The organism is Ktedonobacter sp. SOSP1-85 (assembly GCF_016587415.1).
Lineage (GTDB): Bacteria > Chloroflexota > Ktedonobacteria > Ktedonobacterales > Ktedonobacteraceae > Ktedonobacter.
On sequence record NZ_BNJI01000001.1, the window covers coordinates 4,021,745 to 4,046,538 of the forward strand.

18 protein-coding genes are annotated in these 24,794 nt (G+C 56.2%); 13 read left to right on the forward strand and 5 right to left on the reverse strand.

The window, feature by feature from the left end:
- On the reverse strand, positions 1-1,371 hold the full coding sequence (locus KTE_RS16875; protein ID WP_236600456.1) for a glycine--tRNA ligase: 1,371 nt from the start codon (positions 1,369-1,371) through the stop codon (positions 1-3).
- A 466-nt stretch (positions 1,372-1,837) separates the two neighbouring features.
- On the reverse strand, positions 1,838-1,981 hold the full coding sequence (locus KTE_RS16880; RefSeq protein ID WP_201382816.1) for a hypothetical protein: 144 nt from the start codon (positions 1,979-1,981) through the stop codon (positions 1,838-1,840).
- Between the two features lie 264 nt (positions 1,982-2,245).
- Between KTE_RS16880 and KTE_RS16885 the strand changes: the two genes are divergently transcribed.
- The 8 genes from KTE_RS16885 to KTE_RS16920 all read left to right on the forward strand — a co-directional run bounded on the left by KTE_RS16885 (position 2,246) and on the right by KTE_RS16920 (position 14,742).
- Entirely contained in the window at positions 2,246-4,921 is a 2,676-nt protein-coding gene (locus KTE_RS16885) for an RNA helicase (RefSeq protein WP_201382818.1), read from the forward strand.
- A gap of 464 nt (positions 4,922-5,385) precedes the next feature.
- Positions 5,386-7,818: a serine/threonine-protein kinase gene (locus KTE_RS16890; RefSeq protein ID WP_201382820.1), complete on the forward strand. Its 2,433-nt coding sequence runs from the start codon at positions 5,386-5,388 to the stop codon at positions 7,816-7,818.
- 57 nt (positions 7,819-7,875) lie between these two features.
- Positions 7,876-8,580: a serine/threonine-protein kinase gene (locus tag KTE_RS48870; RefSeq protein WP_201382822.1), complete on the forward strand. Its 705-nt coding sequence runs from the start codon at positions 7,876-7,878 to the stop codon at positions 8,578-8,580.
- Positions 8,475-10,628 carry a hypothetical protein gene (locus tag KTE_RS16900; protein WP_255552979.1) on the forward strand — a complete coding sequence of 718 codons (2,154 nt, stop codon included), beginning with the start codon at positions 8,475-8,477 and terminating at the stop codon, positions 10,626-10,628. Before KTE_RS48870 ends, KTE_RS16900 begins: the two co-directional genes overlap by 106 nt.
- A gap of 240 nt (positions 10,629-10,868) precedes the next feature.
- Complete coding sequence (locus tag KTE_RS16905; RefSeq protein WP_201382824.1) at positions 10,869-11,327, forward strand: hypothetical protein; 459 nt, start codon at positions 10,869-10,871, stop codon at positions 11,325-11,327.
- Between the two features lie 30 nt (positions 11,328-11,357).
- Positions 11,358-11,678, forward strand: coding sequence for a hypothetical protein (locus tag KTE_RS16910; RefSeq protein ID WP_201382826.1), 321 nt, complete (start codon positions 11,358-11,360; stop codon positions 11,676-11,678).
- A gap of 353 nt (positions 11,679-12,031) precedes the next feature.
- Positions 12,032-12,919, forward strand: coding sequence for an ABC transporter ATP-binding protein (locus KTE_RS16915; RefSeq protein ID WP_201369584.1), 888 nt, complete (start codon positions 12,032-12,034; stop codon positions 12,917-12,919).
- 101 nt (positions 12,920-13,020) lie between these two features.
- A complete protein-coding gene (locus KTE_RS16920) occupies positions 13,021-14,742 on the forward strand; it encodes a hypothetical protein (protein WP_201382828.1) in 1,722 nt (573 codons plus the stop codon).
- Positions 14,743-14,839: 97 nt separating this feature from the next.
- Here KTE_RS16920 and KTE_RS16925 read toward each other — a convergent pair whose 3' ends face one another.
- Genes KTE_RS16925 through KTE_RS16935 form a run of 3 tightly spaced genes read right to left on the reverse strand, consistent with a single transcriptional unit; the run spans position 14,840 to position 19,053 of the window.
- Positions 14,840-16,012 (reverse strand): YncE family protein, encoded by a 1,173-nt coding sequence (locus KTE_RS16925; RefSeq protein ID WP_201382830.1) that lies wholly within the window; start codon positions 16,010-16,012, stop codon positions 14,840-14,842.
- Between the two features lie 18 nt (positions 16,013-16,030).
- Positions 16,031-17,113 (reverse strand): hypothetical protein, encoded by a 1,083-nt coding sequence (locus KTE_RS16930; RefSeq protein ID WP_201382832.1) that lies wholly within the window; start codon positions 17,111-17,113, stop codon positions 16,031-16,033.
- A gap of 38 nt (positions 17,114-17,151) precedes the next feature.
- A complete protein-coding gene (locus KTE_RS16935; protein ID WP_201382834.1) occupies positions 17,152-19,053 on the reverse strand; it encodes a copper resistance protein CopC in 1,902 nt (633 codons plus the stop codon).
- Positions 19,054-19,230: 177 nt separating this feature from the next.
- Here KTE_RS16935 and rnc point away from each other — a divergent pair, with 177 nt between their 5' ends.
- The 5 genes from rnc (at position 19,231) to KTE_RS16960 (ending at position 24,794) form a co-directional block, all read left to right on the forward strand.
- The gene (gene rnc, locus KTE_RS16940) at positions 19,231-19,986 is read left to right on the forward strand and encodes a ribonuclease III (protein WP_201382836.1); all 756 of its coding nucleotides are present in this window, start codon (positions 19,231-19,233) and stop codon (positions 19,984-19,986) included.
- Between the two features lie 66 nt (positions 19,987-20,052).
- Positions 20,053-21,792: an N-6 DNA methylase gene (locus tag KTE_RS16945; protein WP_201382839.1), complete on the forward strand. Its 1,740-nt coding sequence runs from the start codon at positions 20,053-20,055 to the stop codon at positions 21,790-21,792.
- A complete protein-coding gene (locus tag KTE_RS16950; protein WP_201382841.1) occupies positions 21,785-22,207 on the forward strand; it encodes a cobalamin B12-binding domain-containing protein in 423 nt (140 codons plus the stop codon). The genes KTE_RS16945 and KTE_RS16950 overlap by 8 nt, the downstream gene beginning before the upstream one ends.
- A gap of 3 nt (positions 22,208-22,210) precedes the next feature.
- Positions 22,211-23,164, forward strand: a complete 954-nt coding sequence (gene meaB, locus KTE_RS16955; protein WP_201369576.1) for a methylmalonyl Co-A mutase-associated GTPase MeaB — start codon at positions 22,211-22,213, stop codon at positions 23,162-23,164.
- 202 nt (positions 23,165-23,366) lie between these two features.
- Complete coding sequence (locus tag KTE_RS16960) at positions 23,367-24,794, forward strand: DEAD/DEAH box helicase (RefSeq protein WP_236600458.1); 1,428 nt, start codon at positions 23,367-23,369, stop codon at positions 24,792-24,794.

Genomic DNA, 24,794 nt, shown 5'->3' on the forward strand with positions numbered 1-24,794 from the left:
TTATTTCCAGGTGACGCGGTCGAGCAAGTACATGGTCAGTTCCGCGATCGGAATACGGATCTGCTCCATGCTGTCGCGCTCGCGCAGCGTGACGGTCTGATCGTCCAGGGTCTGGAAGTCGATGGTGACGCAGTAGGGCGTACCAATCTCGTCCTGGCGGCGATAGCGACGTCCAATATTCTGGATATCGTCGTACTGGGTGACCATGAAGCGTTGCAGGTTCTTATGGATATCCTTGGCAACGCCGACCAGCTCTTCCTTATTTTTCTGCAAAGGAAGAACCGCGCACTTGACTGGGGCCAGCCAGGGGTGCAGGTGCAGCACTGTGCGATCATTGCCCTTGCCCATGGGATCTGGCTGCTCCTCGTAGGCGTCGAGCAGCAGATTGAGGAAGGTGCGATCCACGCCGCCCGAGGTCTCGACGATCCAGGGAATATAACGTTCCTTGGTGTTGAGATCGGTGTAGCTCAGGTCCTGGCCGCTATACTGGCTATGGCGCGAGAGGTCCCAATCCTGGCGCCAGTGGATGCCTTCCCACTCCTGCCAGCCCAGAATCGTGCGGTACTCAATGTCATACGCCTTCTTTGCGTAGTGTGCCAGCTCGTCCTTGCCATGCTCATGGAAGCGCAGGCGATCCTTGTGGTTGATGATGGTCTGGTACCACTTGAAGCGATACTCTTTCCAGTAATCAAACCACTTGTCCATCTCGCTGGGATGCACGAAGAATTGCAGGTCCCACTGCTCGAACTCGCGCTGGCGGAAGAGGAAGTTACCCGGCGTGACCTCGTTGCGATAGGCCTTACCAATCTGACAGATACCGAAGGGGATCTGTACGCGCGAGGACTTCACAACGTTATCATAGTCCAGGTAGATGTTCTGGCAGGCCTCACCGCGCAGGTAGGTCTTCATGCGGTCGCCCTCAACCACGCCCAGGTAGGTCTCCATAAGCAGGTTAAACCGGCGCGGCTCGGTGAATTCGCCGCCACAGGCCGGGCACTTGTTCTGCTCAACATTTTTGGGGTCCAGGTGGTCGATGCGGAAGCGGCGCTTACACTTCTTACAATCGACCAGGACATCGACGAAGTTCTCGACATGTCCACTGGCCTCCCAGACGCGTGGATGGGTGATGTTCGCGCCCTCGATACCCACGACGTTGTCGTGCATCTGCACCATGGACCACCACCAGAAGCGGCGAATATTGTTGCGCAGCTCGACGCCGAGGGGGCCAAAGTCATAGAAGCCCGCGATACCGCCATAGATCTCGGAGTTGGGATAGACAAACCCGCGCCGTTTGCTCAGGGAGACGATCTTGTCGATGGGAACCAGGGGTGTTCCCTGAATCTCTTCTTGCATCTCTTCGATTTGTGTCATGAGTGGTGAACCTCCACATAAAAAAATCCCCAGGCGTCTTCTCTCCGCCCAGGGACGAATGTTGCCAGTGTGGGCCTGGGGCCACTACAACGCTCTGGCGACATGCGCGGTTCCACCCTGCTTCTTCACCACAAATCAGTGAAGCCACTCTTTATGGAATCCAAAGCCAGCTCCAAAGCGCCCTTCACCTGCTGTTGATTGCCGACCTCGCACCCTCCGTCGGCTCGCTGGTATCTCGCGCAAGTTACTCTTCTTTATCAACGCTGGCGCGTATTTCTCTTAATTGTCTTCCTATAGTATAAACACCCAGACTCCAAGATTCAATCCCTCCCCCACCTTTGGTTAAAAATAGGCCGGTGTGAGGGTGTGGGTGGGTGCGTGTTGTCTACGACAACACGCACCCACCCACACCGGCGAGCCACGTAGTGGTGAGAAGTGCCGCTAGTCGCAAGAGGTAAGCGGTCGCCTACCTCTTGCGACGACTGGCGCGCTGCTCTAGTTTCTCCATCCAGATGGGGACGATGATCGAGATGGCTGTGAAGGCCGCGACCGCTCCATAAACTACAGCCAGGGTTTTGCCTACTGGACCTTTCTTCTCAGGCTTCTCCATGCGGTACCTCCTACATACTTGTCTGCTGTCTAGCGAATAATATCTCTGCGTCGAAACCACCAGCCACCCGGCAAGAAAACTCTTACTATACACAATACGATGGGCGCTTCCATAAGGTGATAACCATGCTGGGTGTTTGCCCTACACATTCGTGGGATATTTGCCCAGCTTGCCTCGGCAATCGTCCTGCTTGTTCAGACCCCCGCTGCATGTTACAATGGAGATCAATATTGCGAACGTTTGAAACTGTAAAGAAAAAGGCGCATGGACGAATACGTGGAGGCCGGGCGTGTGAACCAGGCCGCAATTGAAGATTTTGCTGCTCGCTATCCCTTTCCCATCGATGATTTTCAGCTAGAGGCTGTGGCTCATCTGCTGGATGGGCGCTCTGTTATGGTGGCTGCTCCTACCGGAACTGGTAAGACCCTGGTCGCTGAGTTCGCTGTCTGGTTAGCACAGAAGCGTGGGCAACGTATCATTTATACAACCCCTCTTAAGGCCCTCTCGAACCAGAAGTATCGTGATATGCGCGAGCTATACGGCTATGACAATGTCGGCTTGGTGACTGGCGATATTGTGGAGCATAGCCATGCCTCGATTGTGATTATGACGACCGAGGTCTATCGCAATATGCTGCTGGAAGATGGAGGCGAGCGCTTCGCCAACGGTGAGCGTCTTGATGCCAGCGAGCTGCGTGATGTCGGCTTTGTGGTCTTTGACGAACTGCATTACTTGAGTGATTTTGATCGCGGCCCCGTCTGGGAGGAGGCGATCATCTGTTCGCCTAAACATGTGCAACTGGTGGGTCTCTCCGCCACGGTTAGCAACGCTGAAGACCTGGCAAGCTGGATCAGTCGTGTGCATCGCCCCATCTCGCTGGTCTTTCACGAGCAGCGCGCGGTCCCGCTGGAGCACTATTATTACTATGGCGATAAGATTCACCTGGTGCAGGATGCCGAGGGGAACCGCGTCAATCATTTCCCCAGAGTTGGTGGCGAGGCCAAGATCGCGCAGATGATGAATCGCCGACGTACCTACGTGTATGATGACGATGAAGAGGGCGAGGTTGACGAGGAGGCCGTCACCGAGGAGTTTTGGGATAAGCAGGAGAATCGGCGTAAGGGTCGCGTGCCCAACCGCGAGCAGCGACGCCGGGCCGAGCGCCGTGGCAAACCAGGCACCTCGCGCGCGCAGCAGCACTCGTCTGCTTCCTCTACAGCGCCGGCGCATGCTGCTCCCAGTACTGAAGAGGGCAGTGAGACGGAAGAGCGCCCCGTACGGCCACGCCAGCGCCAGTTCTTCAAGGCTCCCGAGCCAGGTGAGACATTGACCGCGCTTCGCAACGCCGATATGCTGCCCTGTCTCTACTTCTTGCCTGGTCGTCGTGTGGTGGAAGAGGCCGCCACGAGCGCCTCCCTCCATAGCTTTACGACCCCCGAGGAAGAGACCTTTATCCGCGAAGAGATCGGGATCTGGCTTGATCGCCTACCACCCGAGGACCGCAACCTGCAACAGGTACTCTCCCTGACGAATATGCTTCCGCGTGGAATCGCCTTCCATCATGCCGGTCTGCTGCCAGGACTGAAGGTGCTGGTGGAGACGCTCTTTGCTCAGGGCCACCTGCGCGCCGTTTTCGCGACCGATACCCTGGCCCTGGGCGTGAACATGCCTGCGCGTACCGTTGTGGTGGGTAGCCTCAGCAAGTTCGATGGTCAGGAGATGCGCCTGCTCACGCCCAATGAATACCGTCAGTTGACTGGGCGTGCTGGACGTCGCGGCATGGATGTGCGCGGCTCGGCAGTTATCCCCTACTCACCCTGGGAGCCTTTCGAGGATGCATTTCAGCGCATCACGGGCGAGATGCTACCCGTCACTAGCTCATTTGTCATTCGCTATAACTCGGTACTCAACCTCTGGCGGCCAGGAGATGTGCAGCATCTGCGTCGCATCTGCGCCTCCAGCCTGCGCGAGTACCAGCGCTACCTCATATGGGAGCTGAACGAGTATCATCGTCTGGAAAAGCGCTATCAGAAGGCGCGCAAGTCGGGCAAGAAGAAAGGGGCGGCCTCTGAGGGCGCGTTTGAGGCGCTAGAAAAGCGTCGCCAGCGCATCGGCTCCTACCCACTCAGCCGGGCGGGCGCCGCCGAACTGGATGGCACGATCTTCGCCCTGCGGGCACTTGGCCATATCGGCCAGAACGATGAGTTGACGCTGAAGGGGCGTCTCCTGCGCGGCATCTTCCACCCTGCGGGTATCATGCTGGTCGAGATGATAATGCGTGGTATCTTTGATGACATGTCGCCCAACGAGGTCGCCGAGATCTGTAGCTGGTTCACTTTCAGCAATGATAAGCGCCTACATAATCGGAATGTCCTGGCGTCGCGCCTCGCGCGCGTGCGGCGCGATCTCTACCAGGTACTGCAACATGTCCATGGCATCGAGGAGCGGGCCGGGATTAACTTTTCACCGAGTATCCAGCCAGAGTTCCACGGCGTGGCCTTTGCCTGGTCGCGTGGCATGTCCTTGAATGCGCTTCTCAACCGGATCGAACTGGCAGAGGGCGATATCCTGATGCTGCTCAATCAGACCATTGACCTGCTCCAGCAAGTCCAGGCGGCAGTTGGCCAGGTGGCCGATATGAAAGAAGCCTGGGACAAAGTGGTGCCGCTGATGACGGATGGCGTGATGAACGAGCGGAATGTGGCCTCACATACGCAAGCGCAATTGACCGAACTACAACAGCAACGCGAGCGCCTGGCTGCCCTGCGCCCCCTCTTCGCGCAGGCTGCCTCTTCCCTGCTACGTGGTATTATCATACAGAGTCGCATGGTACCCTCGATGTCTGTGCAGATCGAGGATAGTGTGCTTCCGCTCGACGCGGAAGAGGATCGTGACTCAACCGGACTGCACGACTCCCAAACCTTCGCCGAAGAAATGTAGACTGAATATGCATGAGACCCCCTCCGCCATTTTGTGGTGAAGGGGGTCTCATGCATATTCAGTCACTAGCCCTCTTTTCCCTATTTCCTACCATTTTGCTTACTCGCCCGTTTAGTATAATAGTGCGCGCTACCGGAGAGCTTTGGGATGTCATAACAAACGCTGTTATAACATACGCTACCGAGATACATCCTTGAGTGAGCTTTAGCGTAAAGTGTTTCTTGTCGGTTGAGCGCCAAAAGAAACATTACTTTGGTCATGCCTACAGGGCCTAGAAGTTGTCAGAACCAGCCAAGTTGAATAATATGTACAAAGGTACAAATATCTCTAGTGGCTGATAGAGATGCGGTGGGTAGAGGATGCAGGTGTGATGGATCACGTTGCCCACGCAGATCGCAATAGATCGAAGGACGAAGACTAGCTAGCGATTGTATTTGTGAGCAGGAAAAGGGGTAGGTTTTAGAATGAACGCAGAAGCTTTGATAGGAAGAGTGCTGGGGACCTGTACGCTCCAGAGGCTCATCGGTCAGGGAGGCATGGGCGCTGTCTACCAGGCGCAGCAGTCACGCCCGCGCCGCCAGGTTGCCGTAAAAGTGCTGATGCCGATGTCGCCCTTGAATCCTAATCAGCTAGCGGCGTTCCTGGAGCGTTTTCGCCGCGAGACGGATGCCGCGGCCTCGTTGGATCACCCTAACATTACGCCCGTCCATGAATATGGTGAGCAGGATGGGATCGCCTACCTGGTTATGCCCTACATCAGTGGTGGTACGCTCCGCGACGAATTGGAGCGCTTTGGGCCCCTGCCGCTTGATAAAGCTACGCACTATCTCGAACAACTGGCCGCGGCTCTTGATCACGCGCATGATCACGGGGTTATTCACCGCGATATTAAGCCAGCCAATATTCTGCAGACCCCCGAGGGGCGTCTCTTATTGACCGATTTTGGCCTGGTGAAGATTGTGGGCGAGGGCTATGCCCCCCAGGTTCGCCTGACTGGCGAAGGGGTGCCAGTTGGCACGCCCGATTATATGGCACCCGAGCAGGTCATTGGTAGCGATGTTGATCAACGCGCCGATCTCTACTCCCTGGGTGTGATTCTATTTCAGATGCTCACGGGAACAACTCCCTTCCAGGGAGAGACGCCTATGCAGATTGCCGCGCAGCAGTTGCAGGTTCCACCACCCTCGCCCCAGGCTTTGCGTCCAGACTTGCCCCTGGCCGCAGCCCAGGTCTTGTTGAAGGCCCTGGCTAAAAAGCCGGTTGATCGCTATATGACTGCGGTCGATTTCGCTATCTCTTTCCGTAATGCCTTGCAGAGCTCAGGCGTCCAGCTTGGTGTGAGTCCACTGCTGAATGGTGTTACCTCCAATACAGGGCGCATTTTTATTCCCAAAGGCATGCTTGAGCCTGCACGGCATAGCGCGCGTATCCAGACAGTCCCCGGACCGACCGCTCCTGCTCCACAGGCTGAGCCGGCTGCTCCTGCCGCCAGGGGCCAGTTTAGACCCGGCGTCCTGCCCTCGAAGAAGCTTGGCCAGGTCAGCCCCGTTGGTGGCGGCCTGCTGGCACGTGCGCCGGGTATTGCCGACGCGCCGGCTGTGGCGCCCGCTGATCCGCTCTCTCCTCTGCCGATAGAGACCGCGCGTCCTGCTGGTGGCCTGCTCTCGCGTACGGGAAAATTTCCCCTGGTGAATGGTACGCCAAAGGACGAAATGGCGCAGCAGATGCCTGAGCAATTCTCTACTATGACACAGGCGCCGCAGCAGGATTTTAGTACGCAGTTCGCCGCTTCTCTGCTGCCCTCGACGCCCCTGGCTCCTCAACCTGAGTCAGCGGGTATGGTAAAGCGCAACACGGGTACATTGATCGCGCCTTCGGGCCAACAGAACACAGGCGCTCTGCGCACAAACACAGGCTCGCTGATGTCGATCAACAAGCAGCAGGGCACGGGCGCGCTGACGCTTACCAATGGCAATAACGAAACAGTCAAGCTTACCGGGCCGGTAAAAGTCGTGAAGGTGCCTGTTGCGGGCCAGCCTGGTCGCTATGTTACCGGCATTCTGCCTGTGATTCCCGCTGATGATCGGCTCTCCAATGAGCGCTCGGGGGTCTCGTTAGGGGTAAAAATTATCTCCATCTCGGTGGCGACTGTGCTGATTCTACTGGTTGGGGCCGGTATGTTCTGGTTTATGCATAATCGTTCGAGCCAGGCTCCGCAAAATAATACTAACAATAGCAGTGTGACGAGTACGCAGAAGACCTCGGGGGCACCAACCGATTCCAATATCCTGATTCAAGATCCCCTGGACCATAACGCGCATGATTGGCCTGAAACGCCAGCAGATATGTATGCCTTTAAAGATGGGGCTTATCATATCACGAACCATACCGATGCCAGCGGTATCAGTCTCCTGGAGACCTCACCCTTTAATGGCCCTATCACGTATGCAGTCTCGATGCGCCAGATCGCTGGCGACGATAACTCAGAGGTCAATACCTTTGGCCTGATCTTCCGCTTCTCGCAGTCTATGCAAAACAAGAAGCAGGTTACCCACTTTTACACCTTCGAGGTCTTAAATAAAAAAGGTGGCTACTACCGCTTCTGGAAGTATGATGATAGCTCGGGCGATAAGAATAAGTTTTGGCAGCAGATTGGGAAGAACGTCAATCTTGGGAATGAGTTTAAGGTTGGGCGGGACGCGAACGCGACGAACACGCTCACCGCGACGATGGATGGCAACAAATTTACCTTCTGGGTCAATGGGAAGAAGGTGATGGATGCCACTGATAACTCCTATGCCACCGGCGTGGTGGGTATGATTGTGAACCTGAAAAACTCGGAAGTCGCCTTTAGAAACCTTTTAGTAACGCGCGGGGTAAACAATCCTACGCACTAGTTTTGGGGCATCACTGGTCCATTCCTATTCATCTACATGTAAGAGGCAGGTCGTCGTATGAACGCAGAGGATTTGATTGGTAAGGCGCTTGGGACGTGCACCTTGCAGCAACTTATCGGTCAGGGTGGGATGGGAGCCGTCTTTCTGGCTCAGCAGTCTCGCCCACGCCGTCAGGTTGCGGTCAAGGTGCTCTTCCCTTTTACGCCGCTCAATCCCGGTCAAAAGGCTGCGTTCCTGGAACGCTTCCGGCGCGAGACGGATGCCGCGGCCTCCCTGGTCCATCCAAATATCATGCCTGTGCATGAATATGGCGAGCAGGATGGGCTGGCCTATCTGGTTATGCCTTACTTGAGCGGAGGCACGCTCCGCGATGTACTTGAGCGCGAGGGACGCCTGCCCCTGGCACAAACCAGTAACTATCTTGAACAGCTCGCGGCCGCTCTAGAGGTGGCTCATGGGAGAGGTGTCATTCACCGCGATTTGAAGCCGGCGAATGTGATGCTCACACAGGAGGGCCGTCTGGTCCTGACCGACTTTGGTCTGGTGAAAATCCTCTCTGATGGGCAATCCGCGCAAGTGCGCTTGACGGGGCTGGAGCCCCTCTGGGCACGCCCGACTATATGTCGCCTGAGCAAGTCATCGGCACTCCAGTCGATATACGTGCTGATCTTTACTCGCTTGGCTGCGTGCTCTATCACATGGTCACAGGGAGTCTGCCCTTTAAAGGGGCACTCCCTATGCAGGTGGCCATGCAGCATTTAAATAATCCGCCGTCCTCACCACGCTTGCTGCGTCCGGATCTTCCGGTGGCGGCTGAGCAGGTGATACTGCGCACCCTGGCGAAACGGCCTGAGGATCGCTATGCCAATGCCAGTGAGATCGCGGGCGCTTTTCGCGAGGCGCTGATCTCGGCTGGTGTCTCCATTGGCGAGACCCTTAAAGTGCCTGCCGCTCAGGGTGATGCTTCTTTTACCAAGCGAGGTCTGTTTGATCCTATGTGGCAACAAAATCATTTTTCACAAGACGAGAACTCGCCTCAGGAGCCTTCTGAACAGCAGCAACCATTTCCACCTATGCCTGCTCCCATAGGCCAGGCAGCTCCTGGCGCTAACGCCCAGGCATCTCAACCCGCACAGCCGCCCGTGCGCAATGATTTTATCGCCAGGACGAGTATGACGATGCCCTCTTTTACAGGCATCCTTCCTCCAGAGATGCAGGCTGCTCCGGTTCGTCCGACGCCCGTGGCCCCGGCCCTCTCTTCAGGAAATACCAATTTTGGCGATGCCTCCTTTGGGCTGCCTAATACATTTCTGGCGCAGAACCAGAACCAAGTGCCTAACCAGTACACGCCACCCTGGGGGCAGGAACAATCGCCCGCGATCCCGCAGGAGGATTTTCCGCAGGCGCCGTCCTCATTTGGAGGGGGCGCACCGTCCACTCCTCGTGCAGGCGGGCTATTAAGCCAGTTCTCATCTGAGAAGCCCCAGGCGACGCCTCAGCCCGGAGGCTCCTCATTCAACCTGGCGCAGCCTTCCTCGCCAGAGGCAGAGCAGAACGCCCAGCCCGCTTCTTCATCACTCTTTTCCTACGGGTCTAAGCCTACGGGCCTGCTAAATTATGCCGCGACGGCACAACCCGCTGCTGAGCAGCCTGTTGAGCCAGCACAGACCGGCATAAATAATGAGCAGCAGGGGATGATGCAGCAGCCTCAGCAGGATGGATGGGGACAGCAACAGGGCTTCGCGCCCAACTGGCCACAGCCTGGTCAGGGCAAGACTGGCACGCTTGCTGATTTTGGTGCCCAATATCCTGAGCAGGGAAAAACGGGTCTCCTGGCGCCAATTGGCGAGGTGAGCACGCCGGGCGCTTCAAACACAACCAGCATGATGCGCCTGGTCCAGCCTGCCCGGGTCTTTAAGATTCCGGTCGCGGGCAAGCCTGGTCAGTACGTGACGGGTATGCTGCCACAACTGCCCGCCGAGATGCAGGATGATCTGAAGGCAGAGGAGGAGAATCTAAAGCAGAAGAAGTTGAGCAATCGCCTGAAATCGGCTATCTTGATTGTTACAGCTGCATTGATCATCTTTGGCGGTAGTCTCTTCTGGCTAGTCAATTCGCATACTACCCCTCAACAGTCTAACCCTCATGATACAATGCTTCTGAAAGCCCAGGCGACCAGCACCGCCCAGGCGGGTGTGACCGCAACAGCCCAGGCGGCTAACATCTATTTCGAGGATCCCCTCGATAGTAATACGCATAGCTGGCCTGTTGGTAATGGTTATACCTTTAAAGATGGGGCGTATCATATCAAGAATACGTCGAATAATGTCAGTACTGCCATTTTGCAGGATTTTTCGCTGCCCGATTCCTTTGTCAGCACGATCACGATGAATGTGATCAAAGACAATGATAACGGTGAGTTGAAGGCCTACAATGAGTATGGCATCATATTGCGCTATCAGAAGGATAGCAAGGGCAAGCGCAGCTTCTACCTCTTTGATGTGCGCAACTCCAAGGATGGGCGCAAGTACCAGTTCTGGAAGTATAGTGATAGCCGTGGAACAAATGATGGCGCAGCGTGGAAGCAGCCGCTCTGGGAAGGCGACATCAAGAGTGAGTACAAGGGCGGTCATAACCAGCAAAATGTCATCAAGATTGATGTGCAGAACGATAAATTTACGTTCTATGTCAATGGCAAGCAGGTCGGCAACAAGAGCGATAACTCGCTAAAGGGTGGGCAGGTAGGCATGCTGGTGTATCTCAAAGATACTGAAGTAGCCTTTTCCAACCTGGCGTTGACCCGCAATTAATAATGTATCGTTGGGTACATCCGTCGCGTTGTAGGGGCCGTGCTGGCATGGTCTGGCCACCCGAGGAGAACCGCACTCTCCAGCGCTTGGAGCCCAAGCAAGCTTGGACCCTACAAATGTAGGGGCGGCGTTGGTTGTGCCACGACACGCTGTATTGTATCCGGATGCCAGTCCGTCTGGTCATAGGCAAACGTCGCGGCAATTTCCTATAAATTGCTGAGGATTGAAACGAGGTAACGCTTGAACACGTTGTTCGTACAGACATCTCTGCATTCTGTGATGGGGATGGCCCTTGCTGGCGTGAGCGATGGCCAGATGAAGGTTATCTCCATTGCTCTGTGGATCAGTGCATTCCTGTGTATCCTGAATATCATCTTAGCGGTCGTGTATCGAAGTCGTTCGAAGCGAGAGGTATTCTCCTATTGGGCTATCTGTGTCCTCGAACTGGCGATTTTTGTCTTTGCCCTGCTCTTGCGAGTCGGGGTTATCTCTCAGGTTCCGTTCCATCTGCCACCAGGCCTGCCCGTTGACCGCCTGGAAATTGGCGCGGCGCTGGCCTTTGGTATCGGCCTCTTCCCGGCGGCCTTCTGGCATCGCGTCAACCTCTCTGATCTTCCCAAGCGGATTGGGGAAGATGGCAAGGCTATGAAGAGCGGTAAGGGGACGGTGAGCAAGGCTCCTGGGGAGTGGATGAATTAAATACTGTAGAAAATTGATGGTGATCCAGTAATGTTACGACGATTCCTTAGTGCGTTCGTTGAGTTTGTGCGCTCTTGTAGCTCCTGGCAGATACGCATTGTGACGCTGGCATTTCTGGTCCTGAGTATTGGTTGTAGTTCCCAGGCGCTTGTCAGTGCCGTTGCTGCCAGTTCCCATGTTATGCAACCAGTAAGTAGCGCAGCTAATAATATTGATACGCTTGTATATCCTCATCAGCGCGCCTGTACTATTTCGGCACAACAAGTGGCGCAGAGAACCATATCGCAGAATGAGCCGCTTGCAGGTACGTCGAGTATGACGCCCAATACCTGCTCGCATACCCAAAAGTAATGCTCTGTATTTATCTATGTACTCATGTGCATGCCTCTCTTTCTTAAGGTGCCCCTTTCCAAAGGGGCACCTTTTGTGTGTTATGGTAGGAACTTTCGCAGTGACCGTGCGTACAGGTATATGTATGGGTTTTTAGCGAGGGGCTGAGATTATGCCCCCTTAGATCTTCGCTCCCTTTCTACGTCTATCTTACTGACACCATGTGCAAGTTATTTCTGGTTAGGGATGTGGTAGTGGCTGTCAACCGCTACCACATCCCTAACCAGGGCGAGTGCCATAGGTGCGAGATTGGGCGCTCTCGCTTATACTTCTATCATTGGTAGACACCGTAGTAATAAAAAAGGATGTTTTGAATGAATACCTTTCCTGAGCAGAATCCTCCACAGACTCAAGATACACCTTTTCCTCAACCAGCTGCAGCTCAGGCTTATCCACAAGCATATTCATCTACTCAAACGGGGCAGAGTGCTGAGCAATATGCAGTTCTGACGCAGGACCTGTTGCAAACCTTCGGCCAGAAGGTCGCTGTAAACCATCTGAACCTTGCTGTACGTCCGGGTGAGTTCTTTGGCTTTCTGGGTCCCAACGGCGCTGGCAAATCGACAACGATCAAAATGATGGTGGGACTCTTGCGCCCGACCTCTGGCTCGGTCTGGGTGGGAGGCGTGGATGTCTGGAAAGATCCACTCAGCGCGCGTGCCCTGATGGGCGTACTTCCTGAGCACCTGAATCTCTATGAGCGCCTGACGGGGCGTGAGTTTATTCTCTTCGCGGGCCATATGTATGGCGTGCCCGATGCCGATGTGACGCGCCGCACCGAGGATTTGCTACGTGTCCTTGACCTGGCAAACGATGCGGATAAGATGATAGTTGATTATTCAGTAGGTATGCGCAAGAAAGTCGCGCTGGCCGCGGCCATCTTGCATCGCCCCCAGGTGCTGTTCCTGGATGAGCCGTTTGAGGGGATCGATCCCGTGAGTTCACGTGTGATTCGCGACATTCTGCATGAACTGACCCAGCGTGGAACGACGATCTTCTTCTCCTCGCATATCATGGAGGTGGTGGAGCGCTTGTGTACGCGCGTCGGCATTATCAATCAGGGTGTGCTTGTGGCCGAGGGGACGCTGCAAGAGCTGCGTGAGCGGGCCAGTGGCGACGATAAAGATGCCTCGCTAGAGGATGTCTTCCTCAATGTCATTGGTGTGCGCAATGAGAACCATAATCTGAGCTGGCTTGACTGAATTGTTATTCCGAAACCCAACGTCACTCACGTGACGAGCGCTTCCCCCATTCGGGGACAAGCGCGCTCAGGTTTTCGGATCAGAAGTAATAGGAGTTCGGTGTGCTTATCCATCGCGATAAAATCCGCTGGCTGCTCTGGCTGCGCTGGAAGACATTTCTGCGCGCCTTTACCCGTCCCGGTAAGGGCAAGGTTGGCCGCATCATTAGCCGTATTGTATTGATCCTGGTGCTGCTCTGGGCAGGCTTCTGGGCGGCCTTTCTCTTCTTCGCGGCGGGCCGCTTTCTGCCTGCTCCTGCCAATTTTGAGGCGACCCTGCTACTCCTGACGGCGCTGAATGTGCTCTGGCTGGTCCTGCCGCTGCTTGAATTTAATACCAATGAAGGCCTGGACCTGACCAAGCTGGCGCTTTTCCCACTTACGCGGGGCGAGAAGATGCTTAGTCTCGTGCTCTCGACCCTGCTGGACACGATGACGCTGGGCCTGTTACTGGTCTTCGCGGGCCTGATTGCAGGTTGGGCCTTCTCGCTGCCCCTGGTGCTCTTTAGCATTGTAACGGTATTGGTGTTTTATGTGCAGGTGATTGGTATCGGCCAGCTCATCCTCTCACTCTTGATGAGTTTCTTGCAGAGCCGTCGCTTCCGTGACCTGGGTGTCTTCCTGATCGTGCTTATCTCCTTTTCTGGCTATCTCTGCCAGTTTGTCTCGCGCGGAATCTTTACCGAAAACTTCATTAATAATCTGAGCAATCATCCGTATTCGCCTTATCTCCAGTGGCTCCCGCCCGGTATGGCGGCGCGGGCCATTGAGCAGGCCTCGTTGGGGAACTGGGGCCAGGCGCTCCTCTGGCTGCTGGCCTTGCTGGTGGTCGGCGTGGTGGCGCTTTTCCTCTGGCAAATGGTTGTAGAGCGGGCGGTGGTACGTCCCGAGGTCGACAACTCGGCCAGGCGTGTGCGTCGTCGCTCCACAAGTGAGGCTGTGGTACCTTCCACAGCGGCAGCAGCCCCTGTAGCAGCATCCGGAGCCAGGCCTGCTCTTCTGGAGCGCCTCTTCCCAACTCCAGCGCTTTCGCTGCTGGGCAAGGACCTGAAATATATGCGGCGCGATCCGCAGATTACCGGGGCCTTGCTGCAATCGGTGCTTGCGCCCGTCTTTGTGGTCGCTGTAACGCTGTTTAATGCTACACCTGGCGGTGGTACGCACACAAGTGGCTTTTCTAGCTGGTCCCCGCTCTTGCTGGTGCCATTGATGGTCTGTCTCTCGCTCTATCGCTTCTCGTATAATATCCTGGGCTTTGAGCGCCAGAGCCTGGGTACGCTCTTCCTCTTTCCGATCAAGCCCTGGCATATCCTATGGGGCAAGAACCTGGTCACCTTCACGATCGGGATTGTGGAATTGGTGATCCTGGTGCCAGTGGCGATGTTCCTCTCGCATAGCTTGAATCTGCTCGTTCCCGTCCTGGCGGGTGGCTTCTCTGCTATCTTTGTGGTCGTGGGCCTGGGTAACCTGACCTCGGTCTTCTTCCCTCAGCAGTGGCGGCAGATTCAGCGTGGCTTCCAGACGTCGATGGGTTCAAGCTCTGAGGCCGGTTGTATGCGGGCCGTGATGTCACTGGTGACGCTCGCGGTCCTGGTCGTGGTGATGGTGCCAGTCCTGGTGGCATTGGGCACGCCGCTCTTCTTTGGTATGACCTGGCTCTGGTCGCTGACGGTCCCGCTTTCGCTGGTCTATGGTGTCCTTGTCTATATCGGTATAACGTCGCTTGTGACTCCTCGCCTGCTGAATCGCAGCCCAGAGATCCTCTCAGTGGTGACACGCGCCTAGCTTGCCTTTGTGCCTTTGAGTAGGATGTGTAGAGCGCCCTGGTAGCCTGCGGCTACCAGGGCGCTCTACACATCAGTTGTATCAGTATTGGCTATCTTTAGCCCTTCTTGTGTGGCTCAGCCTTCTTGCGTGAGCGCAGGAAGATGAACAGGAGGCCAAGCAGCAGGCACACAATCAGCACATAGGCGACGATGTTGACAATTGTGAGCAGGCTATCAGGCGATGCGTTCGCGCCCTGGGCCAGGGCGGGTGGATAGAGGCCTGTGATGATAAATTGCGGGTTTCCGCCTACGGTGAGGGTATTGATGAGCTGGCGTCCAGGAACATCGTACATGACGACTTTGCCGCTTGCGAGCGCGATAAAAGCAAATTGCCCATCGCTGGTAATAGCTACTGATTGGGGATGATCCTCCAGGGAGATGACCCGGTTAGGCTCTTTGGGCAGGGCGAAGCCTCCATGTACCGGGTTGAGCACCAGCAGTCGGTTGTTGCCTCGGTCGGGAATATACATCTCACCTGTAGTTTCATCAAAGTCCATGGGACCATAAGAGCCGCCAGAGAGAATTTTTGTGACCTTGTGTGAGACAAGGTCAATAGTCATAATGTCCCCGGCACGCGTAGTGACATAGGCCGTTGTCCCAGGTGGGTTAGAGAGATATTGAGGGCCTCCGTCAACGGGAATGCTGGCAAGCCGCTTATGCTGTTTCAGGTCATAGACAATGACGTCGTGTTCGCTAGAGATCCAGAGCTGATTGCCAACCGTATCTGACTGGGGATCTGAGACATAGGCCATGGCCAGTCCGTAGATGGGACCATTTGTTGCCAGCGTGCGTATGACCTGGCAGTTTTTGGGATCAATCTCACGTACGCCACTGGTCCCATTGCCGCCACTGTAGATAAGCTTGGTATTCAGGTCGTAGGCTAAAAGTGTGGGCTGTCCGGGAACGCTCGCCGTACAGAGCGTGTGCCCATCATGTGTATCGAGAACCGCGACCTGGTTGCTCTGAGGTAGTGTCACAAAAAGGTTCGCGCCATCGACGCTGAGCAGGACGGTGTGCGGGTCGCCTTTCAGTGCCACGTTTTTTGTGACCTTTTGCGTGGCGATGTCGATGATGCTCAGGCCCTGACTGGCGCCTGCCACATAGGCCAGGTTGGGCGCGCCGCCATCGGCATAGGCCAGGCGAGGACTGCTCCCCATGAGTAGGAGGCCCATCAGAGTAAGTGTCAAGAGTAAGGCGGGATAGAGCAAGCGACGTCTACTGTGCACCATGATGTCACTTCTCCTTTTCTAGTTTTTCGGTGTCAGCGAGGTCCAGTGCTGGCTGGACTGGTCAAAGCGATAGATGGCAACCGGGTAGGAGAGCGAGATATAGACCTCTCCTGCGTTACCCGGGTGGGCAACCACATTGAAGTAGTTCCCTTGCAGGGGAGGTAGTTTGCTCCAGCTTTTGCCGCCATCGGTGCTGCGATAGAGAGACGTGCCAGTCTTCCCGTAAAGTGTGAGAGGTTGTTGTGAGGAGACGCTCAGCGAGTTAATGGCCGCGGCTGAATAGACCTGTTGAAAGGTCTTGCCATGATCCTGAGAGGCATACACGCCATCATCGCCGCTGGCATAGATAGGGCCGTCGTTCCCGCCTGTGGCCATTTCATAAACACCGCCTGTGTTCTGTAGCTTTGTCCAGTGTTGACCGCCATCCTCGCTGCGCGCCAGGCCATCGCTGCTCCCGGCCAGGAGCACATGTTTCTCGCCTGGGAGGGCGAGCAGACTGCTCAGGCTACCAAAGGGAAGCTCGCCAGCGGCCTGAAAGTTCTTTCCGCCGTCCTGGCTCACGAGTAACCCATGACTGCCCAGGGTGTTGATATAGACATAGACCTCGTTGGCAGAGGTAGTGCCAGCCTGGGCCAGGAAAAGCGTGCTGGGTGTAAGCTTTTTGGCGGAGATGCTGAGCTGCCAGGTCTGCCCCTGGTCGCTACTGGTGTAGAGGCCAGGCGTACCCTTCGATGACTTGTCGGTGGGCTGTGCCAGGACGTAGACGCGTTGAGGATCTACGGGGCTGCTCACCATGGAGTAGCTCATTAAGCCCTCCATGGCCTGCCCTGCTCCTCCTGCGACCATCTTCCAGCTTGTGCCATCATCTGTGGTGCGGAAGAGGCCATAGTGGGTCGCGAGCAAGAGCGTATGGTTGGCAAAGGCCAGCAAGGAGTGAGGGTGGTTTGCGGCTGTGCCAAAGACATTGACCTTTTGAGCGGTCTGGGCATTGCTTGTTGTGGTATCGTTCCCGGTGCCGCTACAACTCGCGAGCACCAGGGCCATAAGTATACATAAGCTCAATGGTAGCCAGCGTCGAAAACGCCTGTTGCCCCAGCTCATAATCTGCTCCTCAAAATATTTTTCCTACATAAACATTTTTAAGATGTCTGAATGCGGAAACTGGCGGTATGTTGTGTCGTATCCGTAGTGCGGATGTGGACATCAATCTGCCATAGTCCACTCATGGGGAGAATGGCGGTACCGCTGAAATTTCCTTTGTTGTCAGGCTGTAGGGTGAGTAGCGTGGCGCCCATGCGCATCTCGACCATATCCGCAGCCAGCCCAACCTGAATGTTTTTCGCGTTCTGCCCCTGCTTATCCAGGACATGGACGGTGAAGGTGTTAGGGCCAATGCGATTGGGTGAGATGGTAAGTTGAACGTTGAACTGTTGATCCTCGGTTCGCATGCTTCCCTGGAAAAGCTTATTTGTTTTGGTCGCGGTGCCTGTACTACTAGCAGGCTGAGCAGGCGCAGTGGTAGGCGCGTAGACGCTCATGAGGCTGCTTGCGAGCAGGAGTGTGACACCCAGCAGCGCCTCCCAGCGCAGAAGCGTGTGGAGCGTGCGTGTAGCGTGTTCGACCTGGCGCTCGATTTTCTTGCTGACATCAGCGGCGAAGCGTTCTTTTGTCTCCTCGCCAGCCTCAACCTGGATCCGCTCAATTTTCTTGTAGTCGCGGTTAAGGCGCGGGCGAATGAGCAGATCTTGTACGGCTCCCACGCAGAGCAGTATTCCCAGCAGGAGGCATTTCACAATGAGGGTACGGCCATAAGGGGTGCTTAACAACTGCTCCCAGGATTGCAGGTGCAGGCTGGAGTTGAAGGGTCCTGTGACCAGGAGGAGAAGCAACCCGGTCAGGGCCAGGGGAGAAAAAGTGCCTAGTGTGTTCAGCAGAGCCTTACCCTGAGTGAGCGGGGGCTGATCGCGTAGGGCGGGCAGGTAGACCCAGGCGACGTAGAACATGCCGCCGACCCACATAGCGGTACCCAGCCAGTGAAGCCAGTCGCTACCAAGGCCCAGGAGTGGTGAGCCATTGATAGTGGTGGATGCGCCATGTCCGCTCAGGGCGAAGAGGAGCAGGAGGACGCAGCCCAGCGCCAGCCTTCCCCAGGTCAGGAGCGATGACCGCGAATATTGCGCATCGTTGGCGTCAGGCGTAGTCTGTGCAGGCAGCAGGAGCGCGACGATAAGCAGGAACTGCTGCAAAAGCCAGTAGGTCCCAAATCCTCCCGTGGTAAGGAGTTGTATGGCGCTGGGTATAACCTGCGTGCCCTCTACCTGAGCCAGTGCCAGGCTATTGCTGAACAGCAAGCCAACATTGGCGCACAGGAGCAGGATCAAGAGCGGCTGCGCCAGTTTCTGCTCAAAGAGCCGCTCTTCGCGCTCACGTATAGCTTGATGCTCGGTGCTTGCCTGTTTGCGTGTAATGAATGCGCGCGAGAATAAGGTCCCAACCCAGAAGGTCGCACCCAGCGCTAGAAGGGCTTGCATCAGCCCATAGAGCACGCTGGCGAGATCGAGTTGGCCGGAGGCAAGAGGCGTGGCGCCAAAGGCATTATCTACTCCCGCCAGGTTTGCGCCTTGAGGTAAGGCTCCATCTGGTCCAGTTATGCCGAAGCTAAAGGCCCCTGTCAGCGTCTGCCCATCGTAGCTCGCCAGTGTGCGCCAGGAGACGGTATAGACTCCTGGCGGCAAGGGACTTTGCAATGGGACGACAAGCTCATGACCGCTGGCATAGGTGCGTAAATCGACTCGCCTGTGTTCGGCGTTCTGGACCATGACCGTACTGGCCGCCGAATTGAGATCCTCGCTAAACCAGAGATGGACCTCGGATGGCGCGGTGAGCAGGAGCTTATCTGCCGGGGGATCTGAGCGCAGGAGGATGGAAGACGCCTGCCCTGGCAGGGGAGTCATCACCAGCAGGAGCAGGGCGAGAGACGCAGCTATAGTTAGAAATATATGTATATGGGGTGTAGCCCGAAAAAATCTTTGTGCTTGCATACGGATAACGACCTTTTGTACGTGATGTCCCGGTGGAGGGATGCCAGACCACAGTGTAGCATACCTGGCAGCGTTGTTGAAACAGGCTTCTCCTATCTCGCAGTAGATATGATATCATGATATAAACGATGGGTAACATCGACGTGCTATAGAATACTGCTATATAATAATGGTATCATGGGAGACATAGAAAATATCGATAATCTGCTCGCATTAGAAGCATTGCTTCAGGTGACGTTTCATGACCGTTCTCTGCTGCTACGAGCGATTACGCACCACTCGTGTTGTAGCGAAACGGCGCTACGCGACTCATATGACACCCTGGAATTCCTGGGCGATGCGATTATTAGCGCTCATGTTGTGGAGTATATTTATCGCAGCTTCCCAAACGCGAGTGAAGGGGATATGACGGCCCTCAAGTCCGAGGTGGTAAGCCGTCGTGTCTTTGCGCTTATTGGGCAGCAGCTTGGGCTGTTCCCTTTTATTCGCGTAGATATCGCGAACCTGCGCACCTTTAATGAGCGGTCGCGTGACTCATTATGTGCGGATGTGTTGGAGGCGCTGGTGGGGGCGATCCATATCGATCAGGGGGCAGAGGTCGCACGCGACTTTGTGGCGCGAGCGATTCTGCCTATGGTTGAGCAGGTCAGTGTGCAGGCGGACACCAATCCTAAAGGGCGTTTGCAAAAGATTATCTTGCAGCGCACGGGAAGTCTCCCACGCTATCGCGTCCTGGAGCAGAGTGGGCATAATAATGATCGTGTCTTCCTGGTCGGCGTCTATGATCAGGAGACGCTTCTAGGCCTGGGCAAGGCCTCCAGCATCAAAGAGGCCGGACGGCTCGCGGCTCGCGAGGCGCTAGAGGCTCTACAGAAACAGCGCGGGAAAGCTCCAATCATTGATATAGAGGATGAATCGCAGCCTCAGCTTTGATAAGCATGAAGCAATGTAACCAAATAGATGCTTCTGGTTCTTTAAAAGAAAGCTGGAAGGGGAGAGATGGCAGCTCACGATCTCGTCAACTGGTACGAATCCAGTCTCGCTCCGACTGAGCGGAAGACGCGGGGACATTTCTCAACACCACCACGCTTGGTGGAGCAGATTCTCGATGCCTGTGGTTTCTCGCCCGAGCGCAATCTCACTCAGCTCCGTGTCCTCGATCCCGCCTGTGGTGGCGGCAACTTCCTGACGGCTGTCTTACATCGCCTGGTCCTCTCGGCGGAGGCCAATGGTTTGAGCCAGCGTCAGACCTTGAGCCGCATCCAGCAGAATATCTGGGGTTTTGATCCCGATCCCGTCGCCTGTTTTATGGCTGAGATGCACCTCCGCGAAGCACTTGCTGCATACACCCTGCAATCTTCCCAGTATCGCAGTTCTCTGCCACTCCATATCCATCAGGCCGACGCGCTCACATTTCCCTGGGGGCAGGCGCTGGCGGAAAAGCGTCATGCCGATATCGATCTCTTTCTGGCGAATCCCCCTTACCTGGCGGCCAAAAATACGGATCTTAGCGCCTATCGCCAGGCACGTGGCCATCAGGGGCAGAGCGATAGCTACCTGCTATTTCTCGACCTGGCGTTGCGCCTGGTACGCCCTGGCGGCTGGATTGGCCTGGTGCTGCCAGATCCAGTGCTCGCGCGTACCAATGCCGCAAGCGAGCGCCAGGTACTGTTGCGAGAGACGACGATTCACCAGCTCTGGCATCTCTCCGGTGTTTTCTCGGCCTTTGTGGGCGCGGTCGTCATTGTGGCACAGAAGCGCTTGCCTAAGCGTTCGCACCAGGTTACCTGGACACGTGGACACTGGCACCTGCCTAGTGGAACGGTGGTGCCCATCTCCATCGGCAGTGAATCGTTGATTTTGCATACGCCAATTCTAGGGCGCGAGAAGCCCGAACAGGCACACGCGCATACCAGTATGATCAGGCAGGAGGTCCTGGCACGCCAACCTGAAGCGGAGTTACGCTACTTATGGGGGCGCATGCAGGGGACCTTAATTGAACGCCTCTATCTGCATAGCCAGGCCCACGCGGGTAGGAAGTCCCTGCTGGCCCCGCTTTCGCACTGGGTTACCGTTCGGCGCGGTGAGGAGCTGAGTAAGGATCACGCGCTCCTCTCACCCTGGCGCCCGGATGAGGGTGAGTGGTATCCCGTCTTACGGGGAGGCGTCGATATTCACCCCTATCGCTTCCCTCAAGCTATACGCTGGATGCAACGCGAGCATATTCACAAGCCCCTGGCGCGTTATCACGCCCCCAAAATTCTGGTCATCAAGAGTACAGGCCAGCTTCAGGCCTCGCTCGACCTTGAGGGGCACATTGTCTTACAGACGCTCTATATACTCAACCTTACGCGTGAGGACCTATGCACCTCCCAGGAGCAGGAAGACGAGCTGTTTTTCCTGCTGGCTCTACTCAACTCGCGTCTCCTGCGCGCCTATACCTATGTATTGCATACCGCGTATAAATGGGTGCAGCCGCAGATCGAGCAGCATGTCCTGGCGCACCTGCCTGTCCCCACCCTGGCTGGCCCCGAGCACCGTTTCATCATTCAGCGGGCCAGAGAGCTACAGTCTGCTTGCAGCGCGAAACCTCCCGTAGTAGAATTGAAGGAGAAGGAGATGTACGAGGAGCTAGAGCAAGCGATCTGCGCGCTCTACGAATCAGCTCTCCAGGGACGGCGAGCAAGCAGTTCGCCCTTAGATCGAAGAAGCGCCGACAAAGGAGTCACCTATGGCTGATACACGTAAAATTCGCGTCCTGGTTGCCAAACCTGGCCTGGATGGGCATGACAGGGGCGCGAAAGTGATTGCGCGTGCCTTGCGCGACGCGGGCATGGAAGTAATCTACACTGGCATTCGTCAAACCCCGGAGATGATCGTTGAAGCCGCGGTCCAGGAGGACGTGGACGCGATTTTGATGAGCATTCTCTCCGGTGCACATATGGCCCTCTTTCCCAAAGTCATGGAACTACTCAAGCAGAACGAAGTTGATGATGTGCTGGTGGCGGCAGGCGGCATCTTGCCCGACGAAGACATTCCCACAATCAAAGCCATGGGTATCCAGGGCTGTTTCGGACCGGGGACCTCGACCGATGAGATCATCAAGTTCGTCCGGGAGAATGTGCGGTCTGAGCGCCTGCTGACCGAGGTATAAGCCTTGCAAAATATCATTGAACGCTTACTACAAGGAGATCGGCGTGCCCTGGCCCGGATGGTCACGTTGATTGAAAACGAGGCCCCGGCAGCTTCTCGGTATCTGGCTGAACTCCATCGCCACTCTGGCAACGCGCATATCATTGGCGTGACCGGCTCGCCCGGCGCGGGCAAGAGCACGCTGGTGGCGCGCCTGGTGCGTGAGTATCGCAGGCGAGAGTGCAAGGTTGGTGTGATCGCGGTGGACCCGACCAGTCCCTTCAGTGGTGGGGCTATCTTAGGTGATCGCATTCGCATGATGGAGCTGGCAGGCGATCCCAATATCTTCATTCGCAGCATGGCCAGTCGAGGGAACCTGGGCGGTCTCTCCGCCTCGACGCGCGACGCCGTGCGTGCCATGGATGCCGCGGGCTATGACCCGATCATTATTGAGACCGTGGGCACAGGCCAGGCCGAGGTCGAGGTTATGCGCACGGCCCAGACGGTCTTCGTGGTGGTTGCGCCCGGCATGGGCGATGACATCCAGGCCATCAAGGCAGGTATCTTAGAGATCGCTGATATCTTCGTAGTAAGTAAGATGGATAAGCCAGGTGCCGACCAGACGGTCGCCGAACTGGCGATGCTGCTCAGCCTTGACTCCAATCGCAAGCAGGCGGAGTGGCGTATCCCCATTATCAAGACCTCGGCCGTAAAAGAGCAGGGTATTGCCGAACTGGCTGACGCCGCGCAGAAGCATCGCACCTACCTCCAGGAGAGCGGAATGATGCAGAGCCGTGCCCAGCGCCAGGTGCGTAGCGAACTCCAGGCTCTCATTCTCCAGGCTGTCACAAAATCGCTCCGCGAGGCCGTCAGCGAGGAAGAATGGCATGAGTTGATCGACGATATCACGAAGCGTGAGCGCGATCCCTACTCCGTCGCACGCGAGTTAGAGGCCCGCGTGGGCCTCAACGGCGCATAATTCTCCCTGATTGGGGGCCCGGAACATAATTAAAGCAGGCAACATCCCCGCTGAAAAGAGGTGTGATGCCTGCTTTTTATGCTTATGTTCCGGTGAAAGGCCGGTTCCGTTTGTGTGAGGGCGCGCAAGAATAGGCACAGGTAAGTGGATCAAAGCAATTTTGTATCTGAGCAGAAAGTGTTGGCGCGGAAACGAGAGAAGCGTGAGTAAAAAAGCGACATCCGAAACGGTATTAGAAATGCGGGGACGTGACTTGGTAATCACGCCTTCCGCAGAATATAGTCACTTGACACCTGAAGAGCAGCTCACGGCGCTGTTTGGGAAGCGCCTCTCGCCTTTTGTGGCGGAGACTCTGACCCAGGATAAGCGTCATGCCTTCTGGCGCACCAAGCCTTACTATTTTACTGCTGTGAAGGTGGCGCTCCAGGAGCAGCACATCCCTCTCCGGATCGCGTTCGAGGAACGTCCCACCCTCCCTTTCGCGACGCACCTGGTGAAGGAACCTCGCCCATATCAGCATGAGGCCCTACAGGCCTGGTTGGAGGTGGGGAGCGCGGGTGTCGTGGTCCTGCCAACCGGGGCTGGTAAGACCTTTACCGCCGCCATAGCTCTGCACCAGTTGGGGCTCTGGACCCTCATCGTGGTACCCACGATTGACCTGTTGCAGCAATGGCGGGATGCGCTGGCCACCGATCTCTCCCTGGAGAGTAGTGAGATTGGTCTCTTTGGTGGCGGCGAGAAAACCCTGAAGCCGATCACTGTGATTACCTATGACTCGGCGGCGCTCTATCCACGCGAGTTGGCCCAGTTTGGCTTGCTAGTCTTCGACGAGTGCCATCATCTCCCCGCACCAACCTATCGCCTGATCGCGGAGTCGGCCTTTACCCCCTTACGCCTAGGTCTGAGCGCGACCCCCGAGCGTAGCGACATGGCGCATACAGAGCTTGATGAGCTGATTGGACCCGAGGTCTATCGCCGCTCTCCCTCCGAGTTAACTGAGGGTCGCTACCTGGCCCAGTATCGTGAAGTGGTCGTGCCTATTGCCCTGGCGGAGGAGGATGCAGCACGCTACAACGAGCAGCGCCAGATCTACCGTGCATTTTTGCAGCGACGGCGCATTATTATTCGCTCGCCCGAGGATTTTCAGCAGAAGGTGATCTATATGAGCGCGCGCGATCCAGAGGCGCGCGAAGCTATGCTGGCCTGGCGTGAGGCGCGCAACATCGCCATGAACGCGCCCGCCAAGTACGCTGAAATCGAGCGTATCTTGCGCGAGCATGCCCAGGACCAGGCCATCCTCTTCTCAGAGTACAACTATGTCGTGGATGAGATCAGTCGCCGCCTGTGTATCCCCAGCATCACCTATAAAACGCCTGCCGAGGAGCGGCGCACCATCCTCGAACGTTTTCGCTCTGGTCAGTATACAAAACTGGTTACCGGGCGCGTATTAAACGAGGGCGTCGATGTGCCAGACTGCCGTGTGGCGGTTATCGTGAGTGGCAATAGCACTAAACGCGAGTATATCCAGCGCCTGGGGCGCGTGCTTCGTCCCAAGGAGGGCGAGGCCCTGCTCTATGAACTGGTCACCTCCGATACCACTGAGGAGTCGGTGGCGAAGCGGCGTCGCTAA

What these genes read in the sequence shown, in the direction of transcription:
- KTE_RS16875 (WP_236600456.1), bottom strand. Translation starts at nt 1,371, where the DNA reads ATGACACAAATCGAAGAGATGCAAGAAGAGATTCAGGGAACACCCCTG.
- KTE_RS16880 (WP_201382816.1), bottom strand. Translation starts at nt 1,981, where the DNA reads ATGGAGAAGCCTGAGAAGAAAGGTCCAGTAGGCAAAACCCTGGCTGTA.
- KTE_RS16885 (WP_201382818.1), top strand. Translation starts at nt 2,246, where the DNA reads ATGGACGAATACGTGGAGGCCGGGCGTGTGAACCAGGCCGCAATTGAA.
- KTE_RS16890 (WP_201382820.1), top strand. Translation starts at nt 5,386, where the DNA reads ATGAACGCAGAAGCTTTGATAGGAAGAGTGCTGGGGACCTGTACGCTC.
- KTE_RS48870 (WP_201382822.1), top strand. Translation starts at nt 7,876, where the DNA reads ATGAACGCAGAGGATTTGATTGGTAAGGCGCTTGGGACGTGCACCTTG.
- KTE_RS16910 (WP_201382826.1), top strand. Translation starts at nt 11,358, where the DNA reads ATGTTACGACGATTCCTTAGTGCGTTCGTTGAGTTTGTGCGCTCTTGT.
- KTE_RS16915 (WP_201369584.1), top strand. Translation starts at nt 12,032, where the DNA reads ATGAATACCTTTCCTGAGCAGAATCCTCCACAGACTCAAGATACACCT.
- KTE_RS16925 (WP_201382830.1), bottom strand. Translation starts at nt 16,012, where the DNA reads ATGGTGCACAGTAGACGTCGCTTGCTCTATCCCGCCTTACTCTTGACA.
- KTE_RS16930 (WP_201382832.1), bottom strand. Translation starts at nt 17,113, where the DNA reads ATGAGCTGGGGCAACAGGCGTTTTCGACGCTGGCTACCATTGAGCTTA.
- KTE_RS16935 (WP_201382834.1), bottom strand. Translation starts at nt 19,053, where the DNA reads ATGCAAGCACAAAGATTTTTTCGGGCTACACCCCATATACATATATTT.
- rnc (WP_201382836.1), top strand. Translation starts at nt 19,231, where the DNA reads ATGGGAGACATAGAAAATATCGATAATCTGCTCGCATTAGAAGCATTG.
- KTE_RS16945 (WP_201382839.1), top strand. Translation starts at nt 20,053, where the DNA reads ATGGCAGCTCACGATCTCGTCAACTGGTACGAATCCAGTCTCGCTCCG.
- KTE_RS16950 (WP_201382841.1), top strand. Translation starts at nt 21,785, where the DNA reads ATGGCTGATACACGTAAAATTCGCGTCCTGGTTGCCAAACCTGGCCTG.